This window comes from Enterococcus sp. DIV1682a (assembly GCF_051711005.1).
GTDB lineage: Bacteria > Bacillota > Bacilli > Lactobacillales > Enterococcaceae > Enterococcus_B > Enterococcus_B hirae.
In genome coordinates, this window is the sequence record NZ_JBIOLT010000001.1 from 2,433,435 (window position 1) to 2,454,769 (window position 21,335).

The following is a 21,335-nucleotide window of genomic DNA, read 5'->3' on the forward strand; positions in this document are numbered from 1 at the left end:
ATCAGCGAAAACGTTCACAACACAAGAAGTTTTTTTCGATTCTAACTATTTTCTAACGTTTCTCATTATAGAAATTTAAGATTGGGAAAAACAGGGTCATCGTTGTTCCCTCTCCTACAATTGATTCAGCAAGTAGTTGGATCCCAAGTTTTTCAGCTAAGGATTTAGCCAAATAAAGCCCTAAACCAGTAGAATGTGTTTTACTCAATCGTCCATTAGAACCTGTGAATCCTTTGTCAAAAATCCGCGACAAGTCTTCTTTAGGAATACCGATGCCCGAGTCTTTGATGGCTAAAGAGATCCCTTGTTGGTTCTTTTCGATCGAAATGATGATTTCTCGATGGTCAGGTGTATATTTAATCGCATTGCTCAAAATTTGTTTGAATATAAAAGCTACCCACTTGGCATCTGTTAAAACTCTTTGATCTTCTCCAATAATCTCATACCGAAGATTTTTTTGAATAAAGTAATTCGCCTGACTGCGGATCACTGGCTGAATGATGCTTTTTAATTCATACTCTTGGATTAAATAATCTCTCGAAAAACTATCCAACCGTGCATAATAAAGAACTTGTTCTACATATTCATCGATTTTAGCTAATTCGTTTTCTAGTAGGGTATATTTTTGATCATCAATATCGAATTCAATCGAACGCACCAAGAGTTCAGAGGCTGCTAAAGGCACCTTGATTTCATGGACCCACGAATCAATGTAATCTTTTTGATCCTGTTGGTTACTAATCGCCTCTTGCATGACTTCTTGGTGCTCACGGATCAATTGATTGATATAATCTTCGACTAATTTTTCTTCTTCTGTATGACCGCCACTCAAATAACTTTGTAGCGGAGATATTTGTTTGAGATCGGCAAGTTTTTCCCACCAATGACGTTTGCTTAAATAACGGACAAGTAAATAAAAAAACAAAAATACGGCTTGAATAAGCGCCAGATAGCCAACCATCGTCCAGTCGACTAAAATATTAGGTGCTAACCACATGACAAAAATCGTTAGCAAGACAAAAAAGAGCCAGCCTAAGAGCAACGACCATTGATCCTTTAAGTATTTAAAGAAATTCATTATTTATTTTCATCCTTTCAGGGAACAATATAGCCCTGCCCGACTTTTGTTTCGATATATCCTTTGATCCCTGCTTGTTCGATTTTCCGACGTAAACGATTGATATTGACTGTCAATGTATTGTCATCAACAAACCGCTCATCATCCCATAATGCTCTCAATAACTTTTCTCTGCTAAGGATTTTCCCATGTTGCTTCATCAAGATAAATAGTAATCGATATTCGTTCTTACTTAAATCGATGATTTCACCGTTGATTTCCATACTCCCATTATCAACATTCAACGTGATCCCATTATGACTCATGACTTCACTCGACAGTTCCCCATAATTGTAAGAACGTCGCAATAAAGCATTGATTTTGGCAATCAGCACATCAATTTGAAAAGGCTTGGTGACAAAATCATCTGCGCCCATATTCATCGCCATGATCATATCCATATTGGTATTTCGACTGGAGATGAAAATAATCGGCACTTTGGAGACTTCTCGAATTTTTTGACACCAGTAGTAGCCATCAAAGACCGGAAGATTGATATCTAATAAAACAAGTTGAGGTTCTTCTTTTTCAAAGTCTGCAAATACTTGATTAAAATCAGAGGTACCGAACGTTTCAAACTGCCACTTTTCCAGTTCTTCCATGATGAGTTGGCGGATGATTTCTTCATCTTCTACAACCATAATTTTTGCCATCTTGTTGTCCTCCTACTTCTTTCTTGCTATAACCATAACAAAGAAGGCCGAACGTGACAAGTAACCATATTTTCAACTATTTCTCTCTCCATACGCCTTACATCTGAAACGATGGGTTTATTCCTCAATATTTAGTCAGGTAGTTGATTCTTTCATCGCAAATTTTTTGACTATTCTTAAACTTTTGAAGGGCTCTTTATTTCTTTCCGTCCAAAAAACAAAAATGTTTGTAAATAAAGCAAGGAACTTCCTCCGACTAAAACCACATAAATAGGTCCCAGGAAGAATAAAAAAAGCAGTAGTAGCAGTGTTCCCCCTAAATGTAAGAGAGCGTTTTTCCATTGATAAAAAAATAAAATAAAAGCAGTAAAAAGAGGGACTTCGTTTGCTCTCTCTAGTTGGAGCAACATACGGTAGCTAACCATCACGATACTTAAAAAAAGGATACTTAACGAAGCATACATCAATATCAATCCCCATGCTCCGCCCCAGTAAAGAAAAATACGACTATCAATCAGTAAAAGCAATAAATAGAAACTGACTATGAGGTCTTGCTTACGGTAGGTCAAAAAATTATGACGAAGTTCTTGCCAAAACAACGTATGGATCTTTTTCTCTTCGTTTTTGTGGTAGTGATAAATGGTAGACATAACCGTACGACTAGCACTGCCAATTGTCAACAGCGGTAAGCTAGTTAATAGCCATAAGAATTGCAAAATAAGCAATGACGGAATCCATTCAATGACTGTCAAAAAATGCTGATTGATTTTTTCACTATGAATTTTATTCATTTAGCCTTTTGACCCTCCTGTCAAATCCATTCCTTCAATAAAGTAACGTTGCGCAAAGAAGAACATCAAAATCGTTGGGATCAAAACAAGTGTGGCTCCTGCCATCAAATAATTCCATTGAGTCGTCGCCTGATTTTGGAAAACTTGCAACCCAATCTGTAAAGTATACTTCTCTTGATCTTGGATGTATAATAACGGCCCTAAAAAATCGTTCCAAGCCGCATTGAATGAATTGATCGCAATCGTGATTAACGCTGGTTTAGTCAGCGGCAGCATCAGACGGCTCCAAATATAGAAATGATTTGCTCCATCGATTTCTGCCGCTTCAATTAATTCATCATTGATGGATAAATAAAATTGACGCATCAAAAATATATTAAATGCATTGCCGAAAAATGATGGAACGATCAATGGTAAATAAGTTCCTACCCAGCCTATTTTTGAGAATAGAACATATTGGGGGATCATGGTCACAAAACCTGGAATCATCATCGTAGAAAGGACTAAAGCAAACATTAGCTTTTTTCCTGGAAAATCTAATTTCGCAAACCCATAAGCAATGAAGGAATTCGAGAGAACATTGCCAAATACCACTAAGACTGTGATCAATAAAGTATTCCTTGCATAACGCCAGAAGGGGAAAGCAGTAATTGTATCCAGATAGTTTTGCCAAACAATTTTTTCTGGAAAAAAAGTTGGAGGATAACGTACGATCTCTTCCATTGGTTTTAAAGAAGTAAATACCATCCACAATAATGGTGTGATCAATACGATCCCGATAGCCATCATGAGGAGATAACTAACGATTTTTTTGGTTTGGCGGTTAACACTTGTTCTTTTGAAATATTCCATCATTTGCCATCACCTCCAGAGTAATAGACCCATCTAGGTGCCAGTTTCAAATTAATAAAAGTCAATACTAACACGATCAAAAATAGGATCATTGACATCGCCATTGCGTACCCCATGTCGAATGCGACAAAAGCTTTATTCCACATGTGAAGATTATAAAATAGTAAAGAGTTAGCTGGTCCACCTGTTCCATTTTTAGTCATCACATAAGCTTCTTGAAAAATTTGAAAAGAACCAATCGTTGAAGTAATCACATCGTAAAAGATAATCGGTGTGATCAATGGCAACGTGATATTTTTAAATTTCCCCCATACGCCAGCACCATCAATCGCTGCTGATTCGTATAAAGAGCGTGGAACGTTTTGCAAAGTCGCTAAATAAAGCAACATTGCTCCGCCAGAACTCCAGATTTTCATTAAAATCAAAGCTGGCTTTGTCCAGTTAGGATCAAACAACCAGGCTGGTCCAGAAATATTGAACCAACCTAGAAACGTATTGATCAACCCGGCAGAAGGTGAAAGCAGTTGCATCCATAAAATATAAACAGCAACACCAGATAGGACTGCAGGTAAATAAAACATCGTTCGGAAAAAACTGATACCTCTGATCTTTTGATTTAAAATCGTTGCTAGAAATACGCTAAATATTGTGGTTAAAGGAACATTGAATAGGACGAAATACACTGTATTGTATAATGATTTCCAAAAAAGATCATCGTGTAGAAACATCCGTCTAAAATTAGCTAATCCAATGAAATTCATTTTAGAAGTCAAATTATAATCAGTGAAACTTCCGATAACAGAAAAAAGCATGGGCCCTAACATAAAGACGACAAAGCCAATAATAAAAGGCGAGATAAATAAATAGGCCCATCTTGCCTCTTTTTTCTTTCGGATTGATAAACGCTTCATTTTCTTGCCTCCTTTTTTCTTTCAATTAGTCAACAGTTGATTAGTTATTTTGTTTTACTAGATTCTCCACCGCTTTTTGAGCATCAGCTAAACCTTCTTTTGGTGTTTTTGTTCCTAAGAGAATTTGATCGATTTGTTCGTTCACTAGTGTCGTATAATCTGGTGCTGCTAATGGGACAGGTGTAATGACCGTATTTTTGAAATTCTCATCAGCCATTTGATAGATCATTCGTCCCTTGTCACTTAGCTGTTCATTCTTCACTAAGTTCTCATTGGCTGTTTTACTTGCCATGATATCAAAACTCTTTTCGCCAAATTTTTCTTGAACTTCTGGTGAAGAAAGATACTTGATAAAGTCATAAGAAGCTTCTGGATCTTTTGCCCCATAAGGTACTTCGAGTACAAAGCCGCCGCCCCATGACCAATGACCAGAACCTTTTTCTTTTTCTGGAAGCGGAATGACACCAAAATCAAAATCTTCTGGAGCATTTTCCATCAAGCTCGAATAATAATTGATATTTTGGGCACGCATTGCGACTAAACCTGAGATGAATGGATCAGAAACACCTGAGCCAAATTCTGCCTCTAATTTATTGATCGTATCTTTCCCATAATAGTCTTGCCAATCTTGGATCCACTCTAATGCTTCAACTTTATTCTTCGTATCGATTTTGATTTTGCCGTCTTGATCAAACCAGCTTGTCCCATTATCTGCATTTAATGCCCAGACATCTGCCCCTAAATTCCATAAAGGATAAAATCCAATTCGTGTGAATTCTTTTTTATCTTTTTTATCCAATTGATGGGCGGTTTTTTCTAATTCATCCCATGTAGTTGGTAAATCTTTTTCAGCGATTCCTGCTTCTTTAAATAATTTTTTATTATAAAAAATAACTTGAGTATCTGTGTTGAACGGAATCGCATATGGATCACCTTTGTACTCCACTGTATCCCACAATTGTGGATAAAAATCTTTTGAGGTCTCTTCATCTACATATTTAGATAAGTTTGTGGCCTGTTGCGCTTCAGCTCTTTGAGCAACTGAATTGATATCTTGAACAATCACGTCTGGTGCATTCCCCGCTGTAATCGCTGACAATGATTTGGTCCAAATATCCCCCCACGGTTGGTATTTATAATTTACTTGGATCTTATCTTGTGATTGATTGTAATCGTCAATGATCTCTTCGATCACTTCTTTACGTGCTCCTGATCCCCAAAATGACCAGAAATCAATAGTTTTCTTCCCGTCACTTGTTTTTTCAGATGAACTAGCTGCGTTTGACTTTGCACTACTTGAACCACAACCTCCCAACAAAAATAATGCTGTACTTGCCAGCACCCCAGTAACTAACAACTTTTTCATTTTATCCCTCCATTTTTTAATAAAAAGGTTATCTTTCGCCATTTGCAACCGATAACATTTTAATATAACGATATCATTTTAATCAGAAAATAACAATTTATTAGGCGTGTCTACTCATATATCAGATTAAATCTGTCACCGTACTTTTTCTAAGCATTTCCTTTGTGTTTTCTCATTTTAAAGTGCAGAATGTAAATGTATTTATAAAAGATTAGGAGGAATTTTTGATGTTCAGACACCAAAAGGAACTACAGTTTGAAGCAAAACCAGATCGTCCGAATCCGTTAATCGCAAAATATTTACAAGAACTTATCGGTGGACAATACGGAGAGATGAGTGTGGCAATGCAATACTTGTTTCAAGGTTGGAGCTGCCGAGGAGAAGAAAAATATAAAGACATGTTAATGGATATCGCAACAGAAGAACTTGGACATGTCGAAATGTTAGCAACGATGGTCGCACGATTATTAGAAGATGCGCCAGTTGAAGACCAAGAAGAAGCAATGAAAAAAGATCCTACGATCGGCGCAATCATCTCTGGTATGAATCCTCAGCATGCAATTGTCGCTGGCTTAGGACCACGCCCTGCTGATAGTGTTGGCAACCCTTGGAGTGGCGGTTATATCGTTGCAAGTGGAAACTTGTTAGCTGATTTCCGTGCCAATCTAAATGCTGAATCTCAGGGACGGTTACAAGTCGCTCGTATCTATGAAATGATCGATGACCGTGGTGTCAAAGATTTACTGGCAGTCTTACTTGCAAGAGATAGTTATCATCAAAACTTATGGGCAAGTGCCGTGAAAGAATTGGAAGAAAACGAAGGATCCATTCTTGTACCAAGTACGTTCAATCGTGAAAACGAACGAAAAGATATCGCCTATGACTTTTATAATTTCTCAGATGGTGATGAAAGCAGCAAAGGTTCTTGGGCAAGTGGTGAAGCCTTAGATGGTGAAGGCGAATACCAATGGTTAGCAGAACCAAAAGTTGAAGGTGATAAGCCAAAATTACAACGGGTTACACCAAAAATGTATGGAACACCGCCAAGTAAAAAATAAAACATGCAAAAGTGGTTGTGTCCAACATCCTTTGGGTCCTTACCACTCAACAGAATAAAAATAAGAATGATCGACCAGCAAGCCATTACTTTCCTACTAAAAACAGTAGAAATGCTTGCTGGTCGATCATTTTTTAGCTTCTATTGGCATTTATAAGCCAAGAATAGTTTGAGACTCGTCACCATCATTTTTAGGACCGATAGAAAACTCTACCGGTCCTGTTTTTTATAAAAAAATACTTATCTAAAGGTACTTACTTCTTCCTCAGATAGAAAAATCGTTTAAACTGTCACTACCTCAACATCAATATTTCCTCTTGTCGCTTTTGAATAAGGGCAGTAATCATGGGCATCTTCCGCTAATTGCTTGGCTTGTTCCTCGCTCACATCGTCAACATGTACTTCTAATACCACACCGATTTTATAACCACCCTCATCAAGTGTGTAAAGTGAAACCCGTGCTTTAACTGTGGAGTCTACGGACAAATTAGCTTCTTTGATCATATGTTGCAGTGCACCATTGAAACATGAGGCATAGCCCGCAGCAAATAGTTGTTCCGGATTTGTTCCTTCAGCATGGATGCCTGGAGGAGTGATCTTCATTTGCATCGAACCATTTGGTGCTGCTACTTCGCCTTCTCGTCCACCATGATTGATCATCGCTGTTTCGTATAATTTTTTCATTGTACTGCTCCTTTCGATATGACACTTCGTCTATTACCAGTGTAAGCATATCTAGCAATTTGTTCAAAAATTCTGCTCCTAGATTCATACTGCAACGATTGAGGACTTCTTGATTAACATGAGCATTTTAGTTTATTTTCTCATGAAAGTTACTTATTCAAAAACAAGGATGCCATCTTCAATGATTTTTCCAAAAAAGAGAAAAATACCACTCGTAAATAATAAAGTCATGTTTGTTCCCAAATAAATAGCTAATTTCTCTACACAATTTTTGATATGATTGATTCTAAGATAAAGAAAAACTAAAAAATTTACACCATAAACTAATACAGTCAAAAAAATTACTATGTTCGCAACCATTTTTACTTTTCATTTCCCTTCGCTTCCTTAGTATCCACTATCAGTGGTTCAACATTTGAGTATTTCTTTAAATGTTCCGCAAGTAGCTGTAAAACGTGTTGATTTTTTCCAACTTCATCATTTTCGATCTGAAGCACCAGTAATGGTTCATGCAAACTTGCTCGTAATAAAAACCAGCCATTCCCATATGGTTCTTTTAGATCGTAACGAATTCCTTCTTCATTTTCCGGATGAAATACCAGTCCCTCTTCGTTCAATTCGTTCGCTAGCCCTTGAATAATTGTTGCCCCTTGTTTTTTCGGATCCTCTCCACTAAGCCTTAACCTAATTTCTTGTACTTCTTGTGGCTGTTTTAAGTCGTGGATAATCTCTTCCAACGTTTGTTCTGTTTGTTTCAGTTCTGGCAAAAGCATCAAAATTTTTGCAATGACATAGGCACCATCATCTAAAAAATAATTTTCCTTGAATGCTGCATGTCCACTTGTTTCAATCGCTAACGGAACATCGATCCCTTCTTTATTGCATGCAATTGCACGATTGATGACATTACGATAACCTGAAATGTAACGATCTTGTCTGCCACCTTTTTCTTCAATAAACGTTTCTAGGTGATTAGACGTTGGTGAATTAGTTACGATCGTCGCTCCAGGGTATTCTTTTAACACGATCGTACTTAATAAGGCGATCAAATTGTTACGATTGATCACTTGACCACTTGCACTGACTACTGCCGAACGGTCAACATCCGTATCAAAGATCACTCCTAAATCGGCTTGACTTTCTAAAACAGCTTGCTTGATACTTGCCATGGCTTCAGCATTATCTGGATTCGGGATATGGTTCGGAAAATGACCATCGGGGTCTAAAAACTGCGAACCTGCCGTATCTGCTCCTAATCGTTGTAGTACTTTTTCAGCAAAAAAACCACCGGAGCCATTTCCTGCATCTACGATGATCCGCCAGCCAGCTAACGGTTTTGTGTCAGACATTCCTTTCTTTCTAATACCATTTTTGATTTTTTGAACTAAGTCTTCTGCATAAGGTGTTAACAGATCAGCTTTTTGGACTGTCCCCTTATGATTGGTTTTATTTGGTGTTGTTTCTGATAAAATAAATGCGATATCTTCTTTTTCTGCGCCGCCATTAGCTGTAAAAAACTTCATGCCGTTAAAGTAAAACGGCAAATGACTAGCTGTTAGCATCACACTTGCATCACACTGGAATTGAGAAAACTGAGTAGCCATAAACATCGCCGGTGTCGTAGCTAACTCAAAATCAAGAACATTTATGCCTTGTTCGATTAATCCGTCAATCAGCGCTTTTTCTAACGTTGGACCACTGATTCGACTATCCCGCCCCACTCCTACCGTTAATTTACCTTCTTGATATTTGCGTGGATGATCCCTTTTTAACCAATTAACCAAGCCACAACTTATTTTTTGGATTTCAGCTGGTGTCAAATTAGCTGAATGTGTTTCCGTCGTCATGGCAATCCCTCGAATATCAGATCCGTTTTGTAGCGCTTTCAACAAAGACATAAATCATTCTCCCTTCTTTTATTCCCTCATTCTTTCTAATTTTTCTGCAAAATCTTGTGCTTCTTCTTCCGAACGGCAAATCACAATGAATGTATCCACTCCAGCAATCGTTGCAACAACTTCTGGATAAGCGACTTCATCTAGCCAATTGGTTACGACATCTGCCCCATCTTTTTCTGTTAGCACCACAATCATAAATTGAACAACTTGTATTTTCAAAACTTCTCTTTTAACAGCTGCTTGTAGTCGTTCTTCATGTAACGTTTCAGCAGGCTGACTGAATAGATTGTAACGAACTTGCTTATTTTCATCCGTAGACTTCACTAACTTCAGCTCACGGATATCACGCGAAATAGTTGCTTGAGTGGCTGTAACCCCTGCGTCTTGAAGACAAAGCAATAGTTCTTCTTGTGTGCTGATTGGTTTTTCTGTAATGATTTGACGAATCAATGCTTGTCGTTGGATTTTTTTCATAGCGGACACCTCTTGTCTTTGATTATAGCAAAAAAATAATCGTTTTTCTGCCTTTTTTGGTATTTTTTACTTTTATTTTTTTAGTTGATTTTTTGGCGCAATCTTGACACGCAAAATCGTTCTCAGTTTTTCTGGGTTGGCTCTGCGCGGATCCCCTAAATAAATTTCTTTATGTTCTTTAGCTATCCGTTGATACCCTTGCTCTTCGATAAACGTTGTTAATTTTTCAAAGGTTTGTGGCTCATCCTCATATGGTCCCACATGAAGCATCTGAGCGACTAATCCTTCATCCATGCTACTAAATACTATTTGGTCGAACAAATCATTGGGAATTTTGTCCGCTACACGTAGTAGAGCCTCATGTGCAACTTCTTTCGTCACAAATTCAGGTTGTTTGATCATGATCTGATAAGCAAAATGACTCTTCTTCATTACTTTTTCTTGCAAATAAGCTTCTTGTAATCCCCAATGTCCTTCTAATGGATAAACAGTGTAAGGAAGATAGTTAGGAATCTGCCAATTTTTCTTTGGGGCCATTCGGATCGCATAACTAACAGCATATAAAGCTGCCACTCGTCGCTGAAAATCGTCTTCATTTGGATCCCCTACTCCTTTTATGCTAAAAAAATTCTGTGGGGATAACGTTAAGATCTGTGGCTTTTTTTTACTACTATAACCTGGTTCCGTTTTTTTCCAATCAATCGTAGCCATTTTTTCCTCCTGCGATGATTTATTCTCTACTATCATAACTCTTTTCAAAAGACTTGGCTAACCTGGTTGACACTTTTTTTACCTCTATGCTAGAATAAGCGATGGAAATAAATCGTACAGATAACACGTATATTACGTGTCGAGAGAGAGGCGGTTTCTATTTTTATAATAGAAATCACTCTCTTTTTTTACGAAATTTTTTGAGGTGAGGATATGACAAAACAAAAACAATTACTCTTAGTACCTGCAGTCATCGCAACCGGCATGATGTCTTTTGCGGGAGTGTTGATCGAAACAGCAATGAACGTCACATTTCCAACGTTGATCAACCAGTTTCAATTAACGACTGCACAAGTTCAATGGGTGACAACGATTTACCTGCTGATGATCTCGATCATCGTGCCATTATCAACTTATTTAACACGAAATTTCAGCCTTAGAAGTCTCTTTTTACTTTCAAACCTGCTTTTTTTAGCAGGAATCATTGTTGACTTCTTTTCTCCGACTTTCTTCATTTTATTACTTGGTCGGCTTTTACAAGGGGCAGCTACCGGGATTGCTTTACCACTAATGTTCCATATTATTTTGACCTTTGCGCCTATGAACCGCCGCGGAGCGATGATGGGGGTGGGAACACTGACCACAGCAATTGCTCCGGCTATCGGGCCAACATATGGGGGAATCTTAACTTCAAATTTCACTTGGAATCATATCTTTCTTTTCTTGATTCCTATTTTGATTCTTTCTCTTGGCATCGGCTTAGTTGCTATTCCTTCAATGCCCGTTCAAAAAAGTGGACGTTTGGATGTGTTGAGTGTATTTAGTTTGTGTTTATTATTTAGCGGTAGCTTAACGTTTTTGAGTATGCTAGGACAACCGCTTAGTTGGTTTGCGTTACTAATAGCGATTATTGGTGGGATCCTTTTTTACCAACGAACAAAAAAAGCCGATTATCCATTGATCCAACTAACCATTTTTTCTAATAAAACATTTCGCTTGTTCTTATTTAGCTTTTTAATCTACCAGTTCTTATTGCTAGGCGTTTCTTTTGTCTTACCAAATTTTGTTCAGATTGTTCAAGGAAACAGTCCTTTCATCGCTGGAATCGCCATGTTGCCAGGAGCTACGATTGGCGCTGTATTATCGCCTTTTTCTGGAAAACTGCTTGATCAACACGGTCCCAAAAAACCGATTTTTGCCGGATTACTCCTTGCTCTTGTTGGTTGGTCCGCACTAGTCTTTCTTCTAGGACATGTTTCATTGCTATTGTTGATTACTTGCCACGTGATCTATATGATAGGGATTGGTTTGTCTTATAGCAATATGATGACCACTGGGATGAATGCTTTAACGGATGACTATCAAAGTGATGGCAATGCTGTTTTTAATACCTTACAACAATTTTCTGGTGCCGTTGCTACTTCATTAGTGGCAATCATTATCAACCTTATTCAAGCGCATGCTGATTTGAGCTATAAAGTCGCCACGACATTCGGTTCACAAGTTGCTTTAGGTGTATTACTTCTTCTATTAGTTATCAGCTTTATCTTATTTATTCGTTATAGTTTAACTACAAAACATTCATGATTGATTGAAACGGCAGTCGTTTGCAACTGCCGTTTTTTTGTGCAAAAATACAATTTGTAAGTAAAGGAGGAATCAAACATGGAAAAAATCGCCATTATCGGTGGTGGAATCATCGGTATGACATTAGCCAATTATGTAGATACCACAAAATACAGCATCACCTTATTTGACCATGGAATCGGTCAGGCAACCAAAGCAAGTGCGGGAATCATTTCTCCATGGTTATCCAAAAGAAGAAATAAAACATGGTATCGTTTAGCCAAAGACGGTGCGGCATTTTTCCCAAAATTAGTGCAAGATTTCGCACTTGATCCGACCGTTTATGCTCGTTCCGGTACACTCTTGCTTCGACAAAAAGAACAATTAGCAGAATTACTTGATCTTGCAGAAGAACGAAAAAAAGAGGCACCTGAGATCGGAGAAATCCATTTATTAAAAGCGGATCAAACAGCTGATTTACTTCCTTTATTAAAACCGACCCCCTCTTTATTCATCACTGGTGGTGGCCGTTTAGACGGAAAAGCTTACCTTCATTATTTAACGGCACGCTTGAAAAGGGCTGGTGTAACAGTAATAAACGATAAGATTCGCCTACAAAAAAGGAATGATGATTGGCTGATCCTCGGAGAATTTGGTGAAGAACCGTTTGACCGGGTCATTTTGACTCCTGGTCCTTCCTTGAAGCCTTTATTGGAACCATTAGGCTATCAGGTCGATCTTCGTCCTCAAAAAGGGCAGTTGATCGCTTTTACTACTCATCAGCTCCAAAGCCAAAAATGGCCTGTTGCCATGCTAGATGGAGAAGCAGACCTCATTCCCTTCAATGACGGAAAAATCTTATTAGGCGCTACACATGAAAATGAACAAGGATGGGATCTGACTCCTACTAATGAAGCATTTTTACAGTTGACTGAACAGACAAAAGCTTTTTTTGTACAACCAGAAAAATTACTTTCACAGCCTTATCAGTTACAAGTAGGAACGAGGGCATATACGTCTGATTTTGCTCCGTTTTTTGGTCCTTTATTCGATGAACCAAATCTGATCGTCGCAAGTGGACTCGGTTCTTCTGGTTTAACGACTGGTCCTTATATCGGTTATCTCTTAGCTGAATTTATAAACACTGGTACGTGGCATGGAACGGACTATCAAAAAGATCTCCATAACTACATCAAGAAAACCTAAGATGAACAAAGAGATAACTATTTCATTCATTTATTTTTCGTCATTACTGTCTCATCCCTAAACAGCAAAAAAACCAAGAAATCGAATGACACGATTTCTTGGTTTTGTCTTTTTATTAGTATTCAATAATCGACTTAGTACCAGCCGTTTGCTAACCAGAATGCTTGAGCAGCATCCCATGAGCCATAACGTGATGATACATATTGATCAGCTACGCGTTCTTGGTTTGCAGCAGAATAGTCACCATTTAAGTATGATGCATCTAATTGGTAACGTCCGATGTAACGGCCGTTAGTTGCTGTGTAAGAACCGCCTGATTCTTTATTCGCAATCCATTCTTTTGCAGAACTTGAATTGCTTGGAGCTGTTGCTGTTTGAGCAGCTGGAGCAGCAGGTGTTACTTCAACTGTTTTAACTGGAGCAACATATGTATGTTCTTCCGTTACTGTTTCAGTTGTTTTTGGTGCTTCGACTGTTTTTGCTGAAGCATCACTTGAAGTCGGGATCGTTAATTCTTCGCCAACATAGATGCGGTTGATGTCTTTGATACCATTTTTTTCAGCGATTGCATCGATCAATGAGTTATCTCCAACAAATTTTTGTGAGATTTTTGATAGTGAATCACCTGATTTAATTGTATAGACTTCGTCAGCATGAGCAGTTGTTCCTACAAACATTGCAGTTGCACCAGCAGCAAAAGTTGTTCCTAAAACGATCTTCTTAATTGAATTCATGTTTATCTCCTTTTTTTTCCATGTATTTATCAACGTCATTAACTTTATCATCTAGAAATATTTCATAGGTAAAAGAAATATGACATTTAATGACAAAATATCCTAATTTTTAACATTTGTAACATAACTCTGGACAAAAAAGTACGACTAAAGTCCTAGAACCCTTATATCATATGAAAGAAACCGTTTTTTAACATTTTCTTATAAAGTTTAGAAAATCTTATATTTTGTAATATTTCTAGTATTTTTTTTTAACTTTTTTGATTTTTTTATTTAATTTATCCTTTTTTTTAGTAATTATGTGTCAAAACGACAAAAAATTGAGTAATTATTACAACCTTTACTAAAAAATTTTAGGATAAGTTTTTTAATATTTTTGAAATTTCTGGTATTTCTAGATTTTTTGCTAAAAAAAACCGATAGTATTCTATTTTTTGAACTGCTTCAATTACAAACGAGTCGAACATTCAGTGGATTATACTACTCTAAGTATTGAACTTTTCTAATACAGATTCTTTTTATTATTTAGTTATGATCCATTATTTTACTTCAATCAATAAAAAGACTAGAACAAACTAACTGTCCTAGTCTCTTTGTCGTACTACGCTTGTTTTAGCATAATACTCTATTTTTTTCTTATTAATAGAAGTGAAAGGAATCTTGTACATAAAATTTTCTCTTATTCGCTCGGAGCTGACCGCTTCTTTCACGTCCTCTTTTTTCGCTTCGTTTTCTTGGCTAACATTTCTTGCGCTTCTATAATTTCTGTGATCACTTCTTGGTCTTCTTCGCGTTGTTTCATTTGCTCTAAAGTTTCCAACCATTTTTCTGGTTCTTTTCTACCTAAACGCCCAATCGACCAAGCAGCGGTTGCTCGAATAACCGGTCGAACATCACTTAAGCAGCTTTCGATCTCAGGTAAAGCCGAAGTATCCCCAAGGTTTGCTAAAGCAATCAAAGCGTTTCTTTGCAATGGTTTTTTCCCTCGCCATGAACCAGCTAAATGCCCAAACTGTTGTTTAAACTCTTTATTTGATAAAGAAAGCATTGGTTTTAATTTCGGATAGACTTCTTCTACTTTTGGTTCCATTTCTTCATGGAAATGGAAATCTTTCCCTTGATTATAAGGACAGACTAACTGACAGATATCGCACCCGTAAATGACATTTCGCATTTTTTTCCGATACTCATTTGGCATTAGCCCTTTGGTTTGGGTCTGATAAGATAAACATTTTTGTGCATTCATCCTGCCATCGCCTAACAAAGCTTTTGTCGGACAAGCTGTCACACAACGAGTACAATCACCACAGCCAAAAACACCTGGTTCATCAGGTTCAAATACGATATTGGTGACAATTTCTCCAAGATACACGAATGAACCGTATTCTTCTGTGATCAGCAACCCATTTCGACCAATAAATCCTAGTCCTGCTCTTTGTGCAACAGCCACATCTACTAATTCTCCAGTATCCACTTGTGGGGCAAACCGCCAAGCTTCTTCTTGTTGCCAGACACTTGCTCTGCTTTGGATAAAAGTAATCAATTGATTGAGACGGTCACGTAAAATATCATGGTAATCGATTCCCCAAGATGCCCGTGCAAATTGTCCTCTTTTTTCATCTTTTGGGACCTCTTCATGGATCTTGGTTGGATAAGCTAAAGCAATAGCGATAATCGATTGTGGGCGATCAAAAGTTTTTTCTAAATATAAACGTTCTTCAATCACTGGATGTTCAAATCCCGAAGTATGTCCAGCGGCTTTTTGTTCTTCTAAAGACTCTTTTAAATAATCAAAGGGTTCTGCCGTCGTAAAACCGATTTTATCAATACCTAAACGTTTGCTTTCTTCAATGATTTCTTCTTTTAAGGTTTTTGTCATCTTTTCCACCTATTCAAATAATTGCAAGCGACTATAAATTCCGTAATAAAGCCGATCTCTTTTTAGCTGGACAAATTGGATCTGTTGATCTGCGATCTTTCGTTCCTCCATCCATCTTTTTCTAGTAGCAAAGATTTCCCAATAGTTGAGAGACAACCATTTTCTTTGGTTATCTAGCGCTTGAAAAAAGTTGAGCGATACTGGCTTAGTATGCAACAATTCATGCAATCGAACCTGTTCTACTGCGGAAAAAGTGGATAAATCTCTGGAATATAATGTTTCTTCGTAGAGATTCTTTTGCTGCGAGTAGGTAAATGTTTGTGGAATATCTCCTGGGCGGGCAATCAAAACCAAACGATTATAGAATGTATTCATTAGTTTACTATTTGCAATAAACGAACTTTTATAATAAGCCGATTGAATTTTTTCAATGACCCCTTCTGTCCCCATTGTGGAAAATAATGCTGGCCATGCCTTGATATTGATTTCATTATTTTGTTTCACTAATACTCCTGGAATAAATCCAACAGAAGAAATCGAGACAAAATAACCAATTCCAGTCTGTTCATCTAATGGCTGAAATTCATCAAAAAGCCATTTCCCCGGATAACGTTCTTCTACATCCGATTCACTTGGACTTGCTATGAATAATTTAGCCATTTCTGTTTCAAGAAATTGAAGGTCTTGATCTTTATCAGAGCTATCCTGTTGTTCGATCACTTTAAGGATTTCTTCTTTGATTAGTTGTTTATCTTTACGCGTAAAATTCATAGCTTTACCTTCCTTTCTTATCTTTAACTATAACGGAAAACAACAAAAAAAGGTATCCGAAACTAACAAAAAGCAGACGTTTTTTTTATTTTTTTACTTGCAAAATAAGTGAGCCTTCGCTTGATCTCCTTTCCACATAAATCAGGGTAAATGAATCCTCCTGCTTCTTGTTTTTTGAATCTTGATTTTTAGCATAAATAAGCCGAAGAAACCAAAATCTAACGAACTGATTTTGATCTCTTCGGCTGGCTATTTAGCACGCATTCTTTTCTAGTTTTTTTGAATGAAAGTTATTTTTACCATTTATTTTTCTTGAGTCAACCCATCATGGATCGTTCGGATATTCCAGTCCATCATCTTATAATAAGAATCTCCTGGTTTACCTTCCTTATCGATAGAGTCTGTATATAATCGATCATAGATAGCTACTCCCGTTTCTTTCGCCACACGTTCCATGCTTCTAGGATCAACACTTGTTTCGACAAACAAAGCGGGTACTGCAGATTCTCTTACTTGATTGATGATTCGTTTCATTTGTTCAGGAGTTCCCTGACTTTCTGTATTGATTTCCCAGATATAACTTGCTGGGATTCCATAAGCTTTTGAAAAATATTTGAAGGCTCCTTCACTCGTTACTAATAATCTTTTATCTTCAGGAATTGTTTGAAAGTTTATTTTAGCTTTTTCATCCAATTCGCTCAACTTTTCAATATATTTTTTTGCGTTTTCTTCATAGACTGCTTTATTTTCAGCATCTTTTTCTGAAAAGATACGGGTAATTTCTTCTACATATTTCATCCCATTCGATAAATCTAACCAGGCATGAGGGTCAGCTTTACTCTTGGAAGTCCCACCTGATAAATAAATGGGTGTTACTTTTTTACTCACTGCAAAATAATCTTTCTCTTCTTTTTTATGTGTGGTTTCCATTAAATTCGTAAACCAGCCATTACCAGTTTCTAGATTTAGCCCATTATATAAAATCACATCGGCATCACTCGCTTTTTTGATGTCTTCTGGTAACACTTCATATTCATGAGGATCTGTTCCTACAGGCACGATACTATGAACAGCTACATGTTCCTTTCCTACTTCTTTTGCCATATCCGCTAAGATAGAGTTGGTTGCTACAACATTCAATGTTTCTTTAGACGTTTCTTTATTAGCTTCCTGCTTTTCTTGACTGCCACAGCCCACTAACAAAAAGAAACTTGCGAACATTACAAAAAAAATCCGATAGTTATTGGTTTTCATCTCATTACTCCTTTTTTCAAATGATTTGTTTTACATGATCATTCTTTTTACTCGCTTTTTATGACCCGTTTATGAGCAAAAAAGATTCCCTTAGAAGGTGAAAAGCAAAATGCCAACAGAAAGAATAGCGCGCAAGCTAAAACGATGGTTGCACCGGAAGGCCAGTTATAGCTATAACTAAAAAATACCCCCAAGATTGCACTTAATACACCAACTGTTGATGAGATAGCAATCATTTTCACTAAACTATTCGTTAATAGATAAGCTGTAGCAGCTGGTGTGATCAACATCGCAATCACTAAGATCGTCCCTACTGTCTGTAAACTAACCACTGCGACTAACGTCAGGAAAAACATGAGCAAATAGTGGATCAAGGTAATATTTAGCCCATAAGCTTTAGCCATCATCGGATCAAAAGAAGTAATTTTGAGTTCTTTATAGAAAATGAACACAAACAATAACACAATACCGCTAACGATCGCCGTCATCTGCAGGTCGCTTTCTCTCACCGCTAACACATTTCCAAATAATATATGGTACAGATCCGTAGCACTTTGGGCAAAAGAAATCAAAATGACTCCTAATGCAAAGAATGAACTAAAGACGATACCGATTGCTGTATCATTCTTTAATCGACTTCGTTGGGTAACAAAACCAATGAGTCCTGCCGTCAACATGCCGAAGACCGTGGCACCTAAAATATAACTAAAGCCAAACATGTAGGAAATTGCTACTCCTGGTAAGACCGCATGTGAAATAGCATCTCCCATCAACGACATCCCTCGTAAGATGATAAAAGATCCGATCACCCCGGAAGCCAAACCAACGAGCATTGATGTGAACAATGCATATTGTAAAAACTGGTAGTTCATCATTCCTTCAATAAACGATTGGATCATTTTTCTTTTGCTCCTTTCACTAATTGCCCGATCACTTCACCATAAGCAATCTTCAGATTTTCTGAAGTAAATGTCGTTGCAACAGGTCCGGCAGCGATCAATTGCTGATTCAATAAAATCACTTCATCAAAATATTCTGTTACTTTGTGCAAGTCGTGATGAACAATGATGATCGTTTTACCTGCTGCTTTTAATTCTTTCAATATTGAAAAAATTTTTTTCTCACTTACGGCATCAATCCCTACAAATGGCTCATCAAGAAAAATCCATTCTGCTTGTTGCGCCAATGCGCGGGCAATAAAAACACGTTGTAACTGTCCACCCGACAATTCGCTTATTTGTCGCTTCCCATACGAAGCCATACCGACTTTTTCTAATGCTTGCTGTGCTCGTTCTTTTTCTTTTTTTCCCGGACGTTGTCCCAACCTTAATGATGGATAAGTCCCCAATAAGACCACACCTAACACATCAATTGGAAAAGAGAGATCCAATTCATTTCGTTGTTCAACATAAGCGATTTTTTTACGTGCTTCTTTTAGCAATGAACCGCCAAAAGAAATTTCTCCAGATACTTTGGGAATCAAAGCCAGTATAGCTTTCATAAAAGTTGATTTTCCCGCACCATTTGGACCGATGATCCCAGTGATTTTTTTGGGTTGGATCATTACATCAACTTCGTTTAACGCTAACTTTCCTTGATAAGCAACGGTTAATTGCTGGATATTAATGATCGCTTCTGACACATTCTCCACTCCTTTTAGGTTTACCTAACTTTTTATTTAATTATAGTTTAACTAAAGACGAAAGCATTTTCAAGTATCCCGCATGATTTTTTTTACAAGAAAGGCTCGCAATTTGTGAGAACTTTCTGTAAAATCACATCAAGAGTTTTAAAAGCAAATTGTCTTTATTGATCATTTATTTGTTATTAATGTCTATCATTTATTCGTATTTGCTTGTTTTACTCAAAAATGAAAGGAGTTTTAGTATGGAAGAAGAAAAATTAACTCGAAGCCTTAGTGCCCGTCACATTCAGATGATTGCACTAGGAGGAACGATCGGCGTAGGATTGTTTATGGGTGCTTCCTCAACCATTCGTTGGACAGGTCCCTCAGTAATGGTTGCCTATGCTGTCGCAGGTCTCTTTCTTTATTTGATCATGCGAGCACTTGGCGAAATGCTTTATGTCGATCCTTCAACGGGTTCTTTTGCGAATTATGCTAGTAATTATCTTCATCCTGTCGCTGGTTATTTAACTGCTTGGAGTAACATCTTTCAGTTTATTGTTGTCGGGATCAGTGAAGTCATTGCAGTCGGTGAATATATGAATTATTGGTGGCCTCATCTGCCAACAATCATTCCTGGGATTGTTGTCATCCTCTTTTTGATGCTTGCCAACTTAGCTTCTGTTAAAGCTTTTGGTGAACTAGAATTTTGGTTTTCAATGATTAAAGTCGGCACGATCGTTTTGATGATTCTGGTAGGGCTAGGTGTCATCTTATTTGGCTTAGGAAATCAAGGCCAAGCAGTCGGGATCTCTAATCTTTGGAAAAACGGCGGTTTCTTTACCGGCGGAGTAAAAGGTTTCTTTTTTGCGCTATCCATTGTTGTTGCATCTTATCAAGGAATCGAGCTGATCGGAATGGCCGCTGGAGAAGCTGCAAATCCGAAAAAAACGATCGTTGAAGCTGTTCAATCAACTATTGGACGAATCTTGATTTTTTACATTGGTGCTATTTTTATTATCGTTAGTATCTATCCATGGAATCAATTAGGCACAATAGGTTCCCCATTTGTTCAAACATTTTCTAAAATCGGGATCACATTTGCTGCCGGATTGATCAATTTCGTCGTCTTGACGGCTGCCTTATCTGGATGTAATTCGGGTATTTTCAGTGCCAGTCGAATGATCTACACCTTAGCAATCAATGGAAAAATGTCGAGGAAATTTTTAAAACTAACCCGTCATGGCGTACCTTTTTATCCAGTCGTAGCGATTTCTAGCGGGATATTGATTGGCCTAGTTTTAAATTACCTGTTACCTTTGTTTGTGAATCATGCAGAAAATATTTTCGTTTTTGTCTATAGTTCCAGTATTTTACCGGGGATGGTCCCTTGGGTAGTTATCTTACTTAGTGAGATCCAATTTAAAAAACAACACCCAGAAGAAATGAGAGATCATCCATTTAAAATGCCATTATCACCTTATACCAATTATCTTACTTTATTATTTTTAGCCATTGTCTTGATTTTTATGTTTATCAATCAAGAAACAAGAATTCCATTGATTATTGGTCTCGTGTTTTTGTGCTACATGACGATTCATTATTTTCTACGTGAACGAAGACTGAAAAGTCGCTAATCTTCATCAAAAAAGCAGGGCTCCCCATCAAATGGGACCCTGCTTTTTTATGGTCTAAAATAAACAAAATTCCTACTATTTATTTATGTATCACTATCTTACTATTATCTATATCTTTTATTCAGTTCACGATGAACTTAAACAAACCAT

At 37.3% G+C, this 21,335-nt stretch carries 21 protein-coding genes; 4 read left to right on the forward strand and 17 right to left on the reverse strand.

What is annotated here, in order from left to right; translation table 11 throughout:
* Window positions 1-52: 52 nt before the first annotated feature.
* From sapS to IGJ23_RS11180, 6 genes are all read right to left on the reverse strand, one after another.
* Window positions 53-1,078, reverse strand: coding sequence for a two-component system sensor histidine kinase SapS (sapS, locus tag IGJ23_RS11155; RefSeq protein WP_010720832.1), 1,026 nt, complete (start codon window positions 1,076-1,078; stop codon window positions 53-55).
* 17 nt (window positions 1,079-1,095) lie between these two features.
* On the reverse strand, window positions 1,096-1,770 hold the full coding sequence (sapR, locus tag IGJ23_RS11160) for a two-component system response regulator SapR (RefSeq protein WP_010720833.1): 675 nt from the start codon (window positions 1,768-1,770) through the stop codon (window positions 1,096-1,098).
* 176 nt (window positions 1,771-1,946) lie between these two features.
* Complete coding sequence (locus IGJ23_RS11165; RefSeq protein WP_053766293.1) at window positions 1,947-2,561, reverse strand: DUF624 domain-containing protein; 615 nt, start codon at window positions 2,559-2,561, stop codon at window positions 1,947-1,949.
* Window positions 2,562-3,416: a carbohydrate ABC transporter permease gene (locus IGJ23_RS11170; protein WP_081128456.1), complete on the reverse strand. Its 855-nt coding sequence runs from the start codon at window positions 3,414-3,416 to the stop codon at window positions 2,562-2,564.
* On the reverse strand, window positions 3,413-4,324 hold the full coding sequence (locus tag IGJ23_RS11175) for a carbohydrate ABC transporter permease (protein WP_438774967.1): 912 nt from the start codon (window positions 4,322-4,324) through the stop codon (window positions 3,413-3,415). The genes IGJ23_RS11170 and IGJ23_RS11175 overlap by 4 nt, the downstream gene beginning before the upstream one ends.
* A 40-nt stretch (window positions 4,325-4,364) precedes the next feature.
* On the reverse strand, window positions 4,365-5,690 hold the full coding sequence (locus tag IGJ23_RS11180; protein ID WP_063627526.1) for an ABC transporter substrate-binding protein: 1,326 nt from the start codon (window positions 5,688-5,690) through the stop codon (window positions 4,365-4,367).
* 227 nt (window positions 5,691-5,917) lie between these two features.
* Here IGJ23_RS11180 and IGJ23_RS11185 point away from each other — a divergent pair, with 227 nt between their 5' ends.
* Complete coding sequence (locus IGJ23_RS11185; RefSeq protein WP_207431586.1) at window positions 5,918-6,748, forward strand: manganese catalase family protein; 831 nt, start codon at window positions 5,918-5,920, stop codon at window positions 6,746-6,748.
* Between the two features lie 281 nt (window positions 6,749-7,029).
* Here IGJ23_RS11185 and IGJ23_RS11190 read toward each other — a convergent pair whose 3' ends face one another.
* The 5 genes from IGJ23_RS11190 to IGJ23_RS11210 form a co-directional block, all read right to left on the reverse strand.
* On the reverse strand, window positions 7,030-7,431 hold the full coding sequence (locus IGJ23_RS11190) for an organic hydroperoxide resistance protein (RefSeq protein WP_010720840.1): 402 nt from the start codon (window positions 7,429-7,431) through the stop codon (window positions 7,030-7,032).
* 153 nt (window positions 7,432-7,584) lie between these two features.
* Window positions 7,585-7,791, reverse strand: a complete 207-nt coding sequence (locus tag IGJ23_RS11195) for a hypothetical protein (RefSeq protein WP_010720841.1) — start codon at window positions 7,789-7,791, stop codon at window positions 7,585-7,587.
* Window positions 7,792-7,793: 2 nt separating this feature from the next.
* Complete coding sequence (locus IGJ23_RS11200; RefSeq protein ID WP_207431585.1) at window positions 7,794-9,329, reverse strand: phosphomannomutase/phosphoglucomutase; 1,536 nt, start codon at window positions 9,327-9,329, stop codon at window positions 7,794-7,796.
* 18 nt (window positions 9,330-9,347) lie between these two features.
* Window positions 9,348-9,803 carry an arginine repressor gene (locus tag IGJ23_RS11205; protein WP_010737119.1) on the reverse strand — a complete coding sequence of 152 codons (456 nt, stop codon included), beginning with the start codon at window positions 9,801-9,803 and terminating at the stop codon, window positions 9,348-9,350.
* A 72-nt stretch (window positions 9,804-9,875) separates the two neighbouring features.
* Complete coding sequence (locus IGJ23_RS11210) at window positions 9,876-10,514, reverse strand: GyrI-like domain-containing protein (protein WP_207431584.1); 639 nt, start codon at window positions 10,512-10,514, stop codon at window positions 9,876-9,878.
* A gap of 213 nt (window positions 10,515-10,727) precedes the next feature.
* Here IGJ23_RS11210 and IGJ23_RS11215 point away from each other — a divergent pair, with 213 nt between their 5' ends.
* Both IGJ23_RS11215 and IGJ23_RS11220 read left to right on the forward strand, forming a co-directional pair.
* Entirely contained in the window at window positions 10,728-12,101 is a 1,374-nt protein-coding gene (locus IGJ23_RS11215; protein WP_010737117.1) for an MFS transporter, read from the forward strand.
* A 78-nt stretch (window positions 12,102-12,179) separates the two neighbouring features.
* A complete protein-coding gene (locus IGJ23_RS11220) occupies window positions 12,180-13,286 on the forward strand; it encodes an NAD(P)/FAD-dependent oxidoreductase (protein WP_438774968.1) in 1,107 nt (368 codons plus the stop codon).
* Between the two features lie 134 nt (window positions 13,287-13,420).
* On the opposite strand, the gene IGJ23_RS11225 is transcribed toward IGJ23_RS11220, so the two are convergent.
* The 6 genes from IGJ23_RS11225 to IGJ23_RS11250 all read right to left on the reverse strand — a co-directional run bounded on the left by IGJ23_RS11225 (window position 13,421) and on the right by IGJ23_RS11250 (window position 19,566).
* Window positions 13,421-14,020, reverse strand: a complete 600-nt coding sequence (locus IGJ23_RS11225; RefSeq protein ID WP_010737115.1) for a LysM peptidoglycan-binding domain-containing protein — start codon at window positions 14,018-14,020, stop codon at window positions 13,421-13,423.
* Window positions 14,021-14,726: 706 nt separating this feature from the next.
* On the reverse strand, window positions 14,727-15,899 hold the full coding sequence (queG, locus tag IGJ23_RS11230; protein ID WP_096709962.1) for a tRNA epoxyqueuosine(34) reductase QueG: 1,173 nt from the start codon (window positions 15,897-15,899) through the stop codon (window positions 14,727-14,729).
* Window positions 15,900-15,908: 9 nt separating this feature from the next.
* Window positions 15,909-16,670: a hypothetical protein gene (locus tag IGJ23_RS11235; RefSeq protein WP_438774969.1), complete on the reverse strand. Its 762-nt coding sequence runs from the start codon at window positions 16,668-16,670 to the stop codon at window positions 15,909-15,911.
* 303 nt (window positions 16,671-16,973) lie between these two features.
* Window positions 16,974-17,924: a metal ABC transporter solute-binding protein, Zn/Mn family gene (locus tag IGJ23_RS11240; RefSeq protein WP_438774970.1), complete on the reverse strand. Its 951-nt coding sequence runs from the start codon at window positions 17,922-17,924 to the stop codon at window positions 16,974-16,976.
* 47 nt (window positions 17,925-17,971) lie between these two features.
* A complete protein-coding gene (locus IGJ23_RS11245; RefSeq protein ID WP_010720851.1) occupies window positions 17,972-18,823 on the reverse strand; it encodes a metal ABC transporter permease in 852 nt (283 codons plus the stop codon).
* Window positions 18,820-19,566 (reverse strand): metal ABC transporter ATP-binding protein, encoded by a 747-nt coding sequence (locus IGJ23_RS11250; RefSeq protein ID WP_010737112.1) that lies wholly within the window; start codon window positions 19,564-19,566, stop codon window positions 18,820-18,822. Before IGJ23_RS11250 ends, IGJ23_RS11245 begins: the two co-directional genes overlap by 4 nt.
* A 245-nt stretch (window positions 19,567-19,811) precedes the next feature.
* Between IGJ23_RS11250 and IGJ23_RS11255 the strand changes: the two genes are divergently transcribed.
* Window positions 19,812-21,185, forward strand: a complete 1,374-nt coding sequence (locus tag IGJ23_RS11255) for an amino acid permease (RefSeq protein ID WP_010737111.1) — start codon at window positions 19,812-19,814, stop codon at window positions 21,183-21,185.
* Window positions 21,186-21,335: the final 150 nt, after the last annotated feature.

Bases quoted from the DNA above. Each gene is read 5' to 3' on its own strand.
- IGJ23_RS11255 (WP_010737111.1), top strand. From the start codon at position 19,812: ATGGAAGAAGAAAAATTAACTCGAAGCCTTAGTGCCCGTCACATTCAG.
- IGJ23_RS11205 (WP_010737119.1), bottom strand. From the start codon at position 9,803: ATGAAAAAAATCCAACGACAAGCATTGATTCGTCAAATCATTACAGAA.
- IGJ23_RS11165 (WP_053766293.1), bottom strand. From the start codon at position 2,561: ATGAATAAAATTCATAGTGAAAAAATCAATCAGCATTTTTTGACAGTC.
- IGJ23_RS11175 (WP_438774967.1), bottom strand. From the start codon at position 4,324: ATGAAGCGTTTATCAATCCGAAAGAAAAAAGAGGCAAGATGGGCCTAT.
- IGJ23_RS11185 (WP_207431586.1), top strand. From the start codon at position 5,918: ATGTTCAGACACCAAAAGGAACTACAGTTTGAAGCAAAACCAGATCGT.
- IGJ23_RS11195 (WP_010720841.1), bottom strand. From the start codon at position 7,791: ATGGTTGCGAACATAGTAATTTTTTTGACTGTATTAGTTTATGGTGTA.
- IGJ23_RS11210 (WP_207431584.1), bottom strand. From the start codon at position 10,514: ATGGCTACGATTGATTGGAAAAAAACGGAACCAGGTTATAGTAGTAAA.
- IGJ23_RS11235 (WP_438774969.1), bottom strand. From the start codon at position 16,670: ATGAATTTTACGCGTAAAGATAAACAACTAATCAAAGAAGAAATCCTT.
- IGJ23_RS11220 (WP_438774968.1), top strand. From the start codon at position 12,180: ATGGAAAAAATCGCCATTATCGGTGGTGGAATCATCGGTATGACATTA.
- IGJ23_RS11170 (WP_081128456.1), bottom strand. From the start codon at position 3,416: ATGATGGAATATTTCAAAAGAACAAGTGTTAACCGCCAAACCAAAAAA.
- IGJ23_RS11190 (WP_010720840.1), bottom strand. From the start codon at position 7,431: ATGAAAAAATTATACGAAACAGCGATGATCAATCATGGTGGACGAGAA.
- queG (WP_096709962.1), bottom strand. From the start codon at position 15,899: ATGACAAAAACCTTAAAAGAAGAAATCATTGAAGAAAGCAAACGTTTA.
- IGJ23_RS11200 (WP_207431585.1), bottom strand. From the start codon at position 9,329: ATGTCTTTGTTGAAAGCGCTACAAAACGGATCTGATATTCGAGGGATT.
- IGJ23_RS11215 (WP_010737117.1), top strand. From the start codon at position 10,728: ATGACAAAACAAAAACAATTACTCTTAGTACCTGCAGTCATCGCAACC.
- sapR (WP_010720833.1), bottom strand. From the start codon at position 1,770: ATGGCAAAAATTATGGTTGTAGAAGATGAAGAAATCATCCGCCAACTC.
- IGJ23_RS11240 (WP_438774970.1), bottom strand. From the start codon at position 17,924: ATGAAAACCAATAACTATCGGATTTTTTTTGTAATGTTCGCAAGTTTC.
- IGJ23_RS11245 (WP_010720851.1), bottom strand. From the start codon at position 18,823: ATGATCCAATCGTTTATTGAAGGAATGATGAACTACCAGTTTTTACAA.
- sapS (WP_010720832.1), bottom strand. From the start codon at position 1,078: ATGAATTTCTTTAAATACTTAAAGGATCAATGGTCGTTGCTCTTAGGC.
- IGJ23_RS11225 (WP_010737115.1), bottom strand. From the start codon at position 14,020: ATGAATTCAATTAAGAAGATCGTTTTAGGAACAACTTTTGCTGCTGGT.
- IGJ23_RS11180 (WP_063627526.1), bottom strand. From the start codon at position 5,690: ATGAAAAAGTTGTTAGTTACTGGGGTGCTGGCAAGTACAGCATTATTT.